Origin of the sequence: Vibrio sp. V33_P6A3T137 (assembly GCF_009904835.1) — a bacterium.
In the GTDB taxonomy this organism is placed as follows: domain Bacteria; phylum Pseudomonadota; class Gammaproteobacteria; order Enterobacterales; family Vibrionaceae; genus Vibrio; species Vibrio metschnikovii.
In genome coordinates this window covers 1-8,249 of the sequence record NZ_WXWK01000072.1, presented here as the reverse complement: position 1 = coordinate 8,249, position 8,249 = coordinate 1, and the positions used below count along the sequence as shown (strand labels likewise).

The 8,249-nt window shown below is 44.2% G+C and carries 8 protein-coding genes; 3 read left to right on the top strand and 5 right to left on the bottom strand.

Going from position 1 to position 8,249, the window contains the following annotated elements:
- Positions 1-118: 118 nt before the first annotated feature.
- Together CAG60_RS06720 and phhA are read right to left on the bottom strand one after the other, a co-directional pair.
- Positions 119-451 (bottom strand): 4a-hydroxytetrahydrobiopterin dehydratase, encoded by a 333-nt coding sequence (locus CAG60_RS06720; protein ID WP_154170946.1) that lies wholly within the window; start codon positions 449-451, stop codon positions 119-121.
- On the bottom strand, positions 441-1,235 hold the full coding sequence (gene phhA / locus CAG60_RS06715) for a phenylalanine 4-monooxygenase (protein WP_161438567.1): 795 nt from the start codon (positions 1,233-1,235) through the stop codon (positions 441-443). Before phhA ends, CAG60_RS06720 begins: the two co-directional genes overlap by 11 nt.
- Before the next feature lie 243 nt (positions 1,236-1,478).
- On the opposite strand from phhA, the gene CAG60_RS06710 reads away from it, so the two are divergent.
- Positions 1,479-3,461, top strand: coding sequence for an acetoacetate--CoA ligase (locus tag CAG60_RS06710; protein ID WP_161438566.1), 1,983 nt, complete (start codon positions 1,479-1,481; stop codon positions 3,459-3,461).
- Between the two features lie 59 nt (positions 3,462-3,520).
- Here CAG60_RS06710 and CAG60_RS06705 read toward each other — a convergent pair whose 3' ends face one another.
- On the bottom strand, positions 3,521-4,102 hold the full coding sequence (locus CAG60_RS06705; RefSeq protein WP_161438568.1) for a class I SAM-dependent DNA methyltransferase: 582 nt from the start codon (positions 4,100-4,102) through the stop codon (positions 3,521-3,523).
- Positions 4,103-4,295: 193 nt separating this feature from the next.
- Between CAG60_RS06705 and CAG60_RS06700 the strand changes: the two genes are divergently transcribed.
- The gene (locus CAG60_RS06700; RefSeq protein ID WP_161438565.1) at positions 4,296-5,174 is read left to right on the top strand and encodes a LysR family transcriptional regulator; all 879 of its coding nucleotides are present in this window, start codon (positions 4,296-4,298) and stop codon (positions 5,172-5,174) included.
- 176 nt (positions 5,175-5,350) lie between these two features.
- Positions 5,351-6,250 carry a cation diffusion facilitator family transporter gene (locus tag CAG60_RS06695; protein WP_158137047.1) on the top strand — a complete coding sequence of 300 codons (900 nt, stop codon included), beginning with the start codon at positions 5,351-5,353 and terminating at the stop codon, positions 6,248-6,250.
- A gap of 48 nt (positions 6,251-6,298) precedes the next feature.
- Here CAG60_RS06695 and yddG read toward each other — a convergent pair whose 3' ends face one another.
- Positions 6,299-7,204, bottom strand: a complete 906-nt coding sequence (gene yddG / locus CAG60_RS06690; protein ID WP_161438564.1) for an aromatic amino acid DMT transporter YddG — start codon at positions 7,202-7,204, stop codon at positions 6,299-6,301.
- Between the two features lie 25 nt (positions 7,205-7,229).
- Positions 7,230-7,634, bottom strand: a complete 405-nt coding sequence (locus tag CAG60_RS06685; protein WP_110167371.1) for an OsmC family protein — start codon at positions 7,632-7,634, stop codon at positions 7,230-7,232.
- Positions 7,635-8,249: the final 615 nt, after the last annotated feature.

Below are 8,249 nucleotides of genomic sequence, written 5' to 3'. Positions count from 1 at the left end.
GATTAGATGTGTAACAATAATGACGGCTTTATGAAGATAGAATGAAGGGGAATATGAGGATAGAACTGGGGCAAGATCACTCAGGCGAACACTCAATATCGCCTGAGTGATCATTCACTTAACAGGGCAGTTTGTCGCAGCGTGCAGCACAAATAAAATCGTTATTGTGCAGTCCATTAATCGCATGGGTCCACCAAGTTAATGTCGTTTTACCCCACTCGACCGTGATTTTAGGATGATGATGCATCGCTTCAGCAAGGTTGGCTACCTGCTCAGAAAACGCCCAAGCCTGCTTGAAGTTATTAAACCGATAGACTTTTTCTAACTGAGGAACACCATCTCGATGCACCAGTGCCCATCCATCAAGTTCACTCAGTAATGTCTGCTGCTGATCTTGAGTTAAAGCAGTTGCGTTGCTATCACAGGCTTCACAACGTAATTCATCCAACATAGTTTTCTTCCTTTACAGTAAATGGCGCTGGTAGTAAGCCTAGTGCCATGGCTTGTTCAACATAATGCATTAAATCTAATTGACTGAGTGAGTAAAGCTCACCTATCTCTTCCAATACATAATACACCGGCTGAATATGATCGATTCGATACGGGGTGCGCAGTGCTTGCAACAAATCAAATCGCCGATGCTGCGTGTCTGGTTTATCTAGCGCGCAGCGTGTTTCGGCAGGAGAAGAGAGAATACCGCCGCCATAAATTTTGACGACCCCTTGCTCTTTTACTAAGCCAAACTCAACCGTAAACCAGTACAAACGAGCTAAATAAGCCCGTGCTTTAGGAGAAGCATTCTTGCCTAATTGACCATATCGATGAGTAAATGCCGCAAAATCCGGGTGCGTTAACATGGCACAATGGCCATAAATCTCATGGAAAAAATCGGGCTCTTGTAAATAATCAAACTCTTGCCGAGATCGTAAAAACGTTGCCGCGGGAAATTTTTTATCGGCCAATAACGCAAAAAAATGATCAAAGCTGATTAAGGCGGGAACGGGGGCAATTTGCCAGCCGGTTTCTCGATCTAAGGTATGATTAAGCTCAGACAGTCGTGGGACTCTGTCCGCTGACAGTGCCAATAAATCCAATCCATCTAAGTAAGGCTGGCAAGCGGTCTCGCTAACAATCAACTGCTGACGAGCGACAAGATCGTGCCACACACCATGCTCTTCTTCGCTCCAATCGATCTCACCGTGTTGATTGAGTGATTTAGCAACGTAACAACTCATGACGGAATCTCCGTAACATTATTATTACATTTAGCGTATTCACGGTTGCTTCAATCTGCCATTCCTCTGCAAGGATTGGATTGACTTGTCGCTGTAACAATTTATTTACATTCATTGATGGCGTTCCCTCCTATTGAGTATGCCTTAATCTATAATTTTGCTTGTTTATCAATCTTCTTTTTTGACTTTACAGCAATCTATACAACACTTTTGTTATCTAAAATTTGCTAACTTGAGGAAGACATGTCTCACTCTGACCCGATTTGGACACCTAGCCAACAACGTATTCATGCTTCTGAACTGTACCAATTCATGCAACATCTTCATCAACAAGGCTATGCAATGACTCACTATGATGAACTGCATCAATGGTCGGTTCAATCTTCCGAACGGTTCTGGAGTGAAATCTGGCAATATTGTGATGTGATTGGCTTACGTGGAACGTTATTATCAACTCAAGGCGAGGCACGCTGGCCCCCATTCATGCCGAGTCGAGATACCGTTTGGTTTGCGAATGCGGAGCTTAATTACGCAGAAAATTTACTCGCTTATGCCTATCAACAGCCGGAAAATATTGCTCTTTGGTTTCATAATGAGCGCGGCCAGAGTCGCCACTTAACGTGGCAACAACTCTCTGATCAAGTCTGCATGATTCAGCAGTGGTTGATACAAAATGGTATCGGTCGAGGAGATGTAGTCGCGGCATATCTACCGTATATTCCAGAAGCGGTCGTGGCCATGCTCGCGACCACCAGTTTAGGGGCGATCTGGACATCAACTTCCCCGGATTTTGGGGTTAACAGCGTGGTTGAGCGTTTTGCACAAGTAGAGCCTAAAATTCTATTTTGCTGCGATGGGTATACCTTTTCAGGTAAAACACACCAGATGCATGAGCAAAACTCCCAAGTAGTGACTCGATTACCGACGCTCAATAATGTCTGCCAAATTGATTATCTGCAAAAGCGCGCCTATAACCCAAGCATCAATGAGCATTTTTCCCATTGGGCATCCATTCTCGCTAGCTATACACCCAAAGGACTAACCTACCAACGCGTAGCATTTAATGATCCTTTGTTTATTCTTTACTCTTCAGGCACGACTGGACAGCCTAAGTGCATTATTCATTCTGTCGGAGGAACGCTGCTCAATCATCTGAAGGAGCACCAATTACATTGTGATATCCAAGCGAATGATCGGGTGTTTTACTACACGGCCTGCGGCTGGATGATGTGGAACTGGCACGTATCAGCGCTGGCAAGTGGAGCGACCTTAGTGATTTTTGATGGTAGCCCAATCTATCCGAATCCCGATGTTCTCTGGCAATTGGCTGAGCAATCACAAACAACGCTGTTTGGCACTTCTGCTATTTATCTAGAATCATTGCAAAAATCGGGGTTTTCGCCCAATCAACATCATCACCTCGCGGATCTTAAAACGATCTGTTCTACGGGTTCAGTGCTCTATCCTCATCAGTTTGATTATGTTTATCAACATATTAAATCCGATGTGCATCTCGCCTCGATTTCTGGAGGCACTGATATTTGTGGTTGCTTTGTCTTGGGCAACCCACTCTCACCCGTCTATCGTGGAGAATGCCAAGTCGCGGGGTTAGGCATGGACGTAGCGGCGTTTAACTCGCGGGGAGAAGCGGTCATGCAACAGCGCGGAGAATTAGTCTGCCGTAACAGTTTTCCAAATCAACCGATTGGCTTTTGGAATGATAGCGGCGAGCGCTACCACAATGCTTACTGGGCGAAGTATCCCAATACTTGGCATCATGGTGACGATGTCATGCGCTCAGAACAAGGCGGATTTCTCTTCTATGGCCGAAGTGATACGACACTCAATCCTGGCGGAGTACGCATAGGTACTGCGGAGATTTACCAAGCGCTTAAATCAATTACCGAGATAGCGGATGCAGTCGCCGTCGGCCAAAAGCAGCAAGGCGATGAAATTATTGTTCTTTTTGTTGCGTTGTCACAAGGCGCTTCGCTCAACGATGAACTGATCGAGACCATTAAACAACAATTGCGCACCCAATGTTCACCGAGACATGTACCGAAGAAAATCTACCCTATTTCTAAAGTACCGAGAACGCGCTCCGGTAAATTGGTCGAGTTAGCGGTTAAGCAAGTACTCAATGGGCAAACGGTCGACAATCGTCATGCGATTGATCATCCTGAAGTGCTTGATGAGGTGGCGAGTTATGCCAACGCGACCACCTAATCAACCAACGCCGTACCCTGCTCACATCGTAATACAGACTCAAACCAGAGTGTGTACGGCTATTTACGTCCTAATGCAAAAAAGGCGGCTTGTGGTCCATCCGGGGTAGCGATGACAAACGCTTGTGCAACCTCAATGGTCGTAAAGCCTGCTTGGGTAAAAGCCTGTCTAACGTTAAGTTCATGTAGATGGTGATCGGCCAGCGTATTGTCTGATAACCAATCCCACTGAATAAACAAACCACCTTGGTCTAGTAACGAGTAAATAATCTCGACTACTTGTGGAAAGTCATCAACGTAAGCACACACCGAAGCGGCGACGACAAGATCAAACTGCTTTCGAAACGCTGGATGTTGAGCCACTAAGCCGCGCGTTAAACTATCGACCACAGGCTCGACATTAGGTAGCTCTTTTTTATCCAGCTCCTCAATCATCGATTCTGAGCTATCCAATGCGACGATAGTTTTCGCTAGGGGGGACATCATCTGACTTAAGAAACCCGTCCCACAGCCATAATCAAGAATATGCTTGCCATCCAAGGACGTTAAGGTCTTCAGTTGCTGAAATACCTGCTGAACAAACATCGTGTTTGTTGTATTGTTTTCCCAATTTTTCGCGAGATTATCCCAGTCGTGTACCATCATGGTCTCCGTATTACGTCTTGTATTCTGGTAATATGCCAAGATTAAACCAAAATAGAGTCAACTTCATAGCGTTAGCGAACAATCTTGGTTAAGAAAATACAATATTCATCGTAATGCTGAGAAAATCGGCAATGTAAAGTGGAAGTTATCAGCCTGATTAACGTCGCTCCCGTTTAATAATGGAACCCTCATGAACCTATCACAAATAGAAGCATTTTGTGCTATCGCCGATGCAGGCTCAGTTTCCGAGGCGGCTCGCCAACTGGAATGTAACCGCACCAAACTGAGTATGGCGGTAAAAGCGCTGGAAAATGAACTTAAGGTTGAGCTATTAGTCCGCAGTGGTAATCAAGTCACATTATCGGAAGCCGGTAAGGCTATCTATAAAGACTGCCAAAGCTTATTAATTACAGCGACCAGAATTAAACGCACCTGCTCGCAGGTGTGTGATGAATTTGCCGCTGAAATGTGGATTGCGCGTGATGACTCTCTACCTGATGTGTTATGGCAAGATTTGGCTCATTCACTGAATAATTTATTTCCTAATACGTCCTTTAACATCGTCCTTGCCTCGAGTGGTGATCTAGCCAGTTTAGTCGCAACCGAGCAGGTTGACTTCGCGTTTGGTGTCGATTACGAGCGTTTGGACGATCCTCGTATCAGTTACCAGCCACTGGGTAAAATCCGCATGATGTCGGTCTGTAGCGTCAGTCACCCTTTAACTAAACTCAAACGAGTGTTCGATGAAGACTTACGTAAATCGATGCAAGCGGTGATGGTTTACCTCAATGATCAAGATAACTCCAACCTTGAGCCCTTTTCTCGCCGCTATATTGGTTTCTCAAGTTTTGAATATATGCTGGCGACCATATTGACCGAAAGCGCTTGGGGAGTGTTACCTGAGCCATTAATTCGCCATCATCTGCGCGAACAACGTTTAACCGTTATTCGCCATACCTACGGCTTAACTCAAGAAGATTATTGCATGTATACCATCCCTGGTGACGCAGAAAATCCAGCCATGCTTTGGCTAGCTGATAAGCTCAGTGATTACCTATTTGACTTTTAAATAACCAATGGCAGTCAGAGTCAATATTTTTGACAGCAAAAACAGCGCGCAACCTACTGTTTTAAATGGATTTATTTTAAATTCGTGTTTTTTATTTAGATGTGTAAGTAAATTGAGATTGTAATAGACCGATTTTAAGCCAAAATACGTTTAGTTTTTAAATCGGTAGATGTTTTATGTGTGCTCAAACAAGTTTAAATGAAAATCGTGTCTTAACCTTCTCCGCCCTTATCGCATCAGTATTTGCCCTTGGCGGATTAGTGGTTGGTTTACTTGTAGGGTCATTAGTTATTGTCTTTGATGGAGTCTACTCTCTCATCAGTTTACTGTTAACATTATTGTCGCTGGTCGCTTCACGTTATATACGTAAGCCGTCTGATGCGCAGTTCCCTTTTGGTCGTGCGCTATTTGAACCAGCGGTTATTGTTATCAAAGGCAGCGTGATCTTACTACTCGTCGCCTACTCACTCTATTCTGCGATCGGTGCTTTAATCACTGGCGGTAGAGAAGTCGATGCTTCGATTGCAACCCTTTTTGGTACAGTCAATGTTATCGGCTGTGGCTTAGCATGGTGGTATATGGCAAAACTGAGTAAACGCCACGCTTCAGGCCTGATTGGTGCAGAGGTTAAACAATGGCAAATGGATACATTGCTCAGCCTTGCAGTAACCATCGGCTTTATTGTGGCACTGGGTGTGACTTTTACTCCCTTCGCTCACTATGCGGTCTATGCTGACCCATTGATGATGCTTGCTATGTCGTTTTATTTTTTAAAAGTACCTTTCGGGATGGTGAGAAATGCATTACGCGAAATATTCCTTATGTCACCGAGTAAAGATATTTGTAAGCGCGTTGATCAAAGTATTATCGATGCTTGTAAAGAATCAGAGCAAGATATTGAATTAACCGGAGTGACCAAAGTCGGTCCAGAATTATGGGTAGATGTGGATATCTATCCTGAAGACAACAGCGATGTAATTTTAGTCGATGATATCGAACAAACCAGAAAAACCATCGCTAAGCGTTTATCTGGGTTACCACTGAAACTACAAATTAACGTCAATATCGCGCGTTAATCCCTGCTTATCCTAACCAATAAACCCGCCGTTAATGGCGGGTTTATTTTAGGTGGTCGCTTCAATCAGCTTAGGTTTATCACGCGTTAACCACCAGCAGAGTAATGAACCCAACGTCACCATTGCCACCCCTTGCCAAAAGCTGGTATCGAGTATCACACCAAGAATTAACGATGAAAAAAGCGTCGATATCACAGGGGTAAAATAAGACAATGTTGCCAATAATAACATATTGCCACGCAAAATAGCGATATTCCATAACGCATAACCACTGCCCATCACCACACCCGTCAGTATCACATTGAAGGTGGCGATTGGGCTAAAGCTCAGTGGTCCTTCTTGGCTTAGCGCGTACTTTATCCATAACACCATCGCTGTAGCGATAAAAAACAGAGCGATAGCATTTTGACCTTTTGCGATTAACTTCGTCACGTTGCAATAGATTGCCCAAATCACCGCTCCCATAAAGGCCAGACCATAGGTCAAAGGATTACTGGAAATATTATTTACCACATGTGTGATAGAGAATCCGGCGTCTCCCGTTAAAGTCCAAACAACACCGGTAAAGGCCAGACCAACACTCGGATAAAGCCAAACGCTGACTGTTTTTTTACTTAAGATAACCGCTAGTACTACCGTGATCGCTGGCCATAAGTAATTAATCACCGCCATCTCTAAAGCCTGATGACGACTATTGGCCATACCTATCGCTAATGCCAAGCAGATTTCATAGCTGACAAATAACCCTCCTCCTATCAATAAATAGCGAAGAGAAAAATGTTGTCGTTTAGGGACACCAAGCACGAGTATTAAAAAGACAGCGGCAATGGTATAGAGTAAGGCTGCACCACCAATCGGTCCGAAAGCTTCAGCCACAGTGCGCATTAAACCAATCATTGCTCCCCACAAAAAAATGGCAGCAATCCCACATCCTGTATAGTTAAAATGGCTCATTCCTGTTCCCTTTTATGCTCATTCGTTAAGCATTAATGACTTCCCAGCTGTGGGTGAGCTCAATACTTTCACCAAGCATTAAACAAACTGAACAGTATTTATTGAGTGAATCTGCCACCACTTGTTCAACAATTTCTGACGATACCTTATTCCCTTCAATCGTAAAATGCAGATTGATATGAGTAAAAAGACGCGGCGCCGTTTCTCGACGCTCAGTGATCAACGATACACGACACCCCGTTACCGCTTGCTGAGCTTGCTTTAAGCCATTAACCACATCCACTGAGCTACACCCCCCAGCGGCCATCAACACCATTTCCATTGGGCTGGGCGCAGAGGAGCCTGCATTACCATCCATTACGATAGAGTGTCCTGACGGTGATTGACCAATAAATCTTAATCCATCAACCCATTGTACTTCTGCTTGCATCGAATAACTCCTGTCTTTAGCCTAGATTGGCCTTGCAAAGTGAATATTATCTTTAAAATAAACGGGGGCTTCATCGTGGCGAACCGATGACCACTACGGCAATATATCTAAGCCGATAAAAAAAGCCAGTTCGCTGTACAAAAGAAAACCCCACTAAGCTTACGCCTAGTGGGGTTCAGTTCTTACTCGCAGCAATCCGGCTACTAATCAAGTGCTCCCTGCATCAATTCCTTGATAGTCTGCTATATCCGTTAGCACATTCCGTTTCATCGCCATCCTAGCGGTGTCCCTTACTCTATCATCCTGATAGACGTGCCTTATTCCTTTAAGATGTCCATTAACCATCCGTGATAACCATCCTAGTTATTCGCGTCCTGCTAATGTCCTTTGCTTTCCTTGCCGATGTTTCATCCTGAATCATCGAATCTTCGTCCTGAAGATGACCTATCCTTGGGTCTTTCCTGTTCCGTGTCGGCTTCCTGCTGACAAATTCAGAATACGGCAACACTGTTTTTCGGCAAGGTTGTGAATGAACATTTCTATTCAGCCCAGCAACTTATTACATAAATAAGTTATTAAAAACAATAAGATAAAAATAAAATAGCCCTTTTACCC